The 348-nt window shown below is 47.4% G+C and carries 1 pseudogene; it reads right to left on the bottom strand.

Annotated features, from left to right (window positions below):
* Positions 1-348: pseudogene (locus HMPREF2872_RS08850) on the bottom strand (hypothetical protein); the annotation flags it as partial.

The raw sequence follows: 348 nt of genomic DNA, 5'->3' as shown, positions 1-348 counted from the left end.
TTCAAGCCGTCTTTGTTCAATGCAACATCATCGCCGACTTTTACACCGTCATTATTCATCACGGTATCACCTGCGGTAACGCTGTCAACTTTCAGGTTTTTATCGGTAGCCACTTTGTAAATGGTTTGGCCATTGGCGCCGACATTCTGAGTAACAACAATGTTATCGCCTTGAACGACTTCGGTCTTAGCCGCAGCCGCAGCTTTGTTCAACTGAGCAACATTCACCGCATCAGTATCATCGGTACCGGCTGCAACGTTGGTAATCTTGTTGCCGCCGTTGTTCAAGCCGGCTTTGGTCAGATTGACATCGCCAACTTTCAAGCCGTCTTTGTTCAATGCAACATCA

The organism is Neisseria sp. HMSC069H12 (genome assembly GCF_001812735.1).
Lineage (GTDB): Bacteria > Pseudomonadota > Gammaproteobacteria > Burkholderiales > Neisseriaceae > Neisseria > Neisseria subflava.
This window is presented reverse-complemented; position numbering and strand designations above follow the sequence as displayed.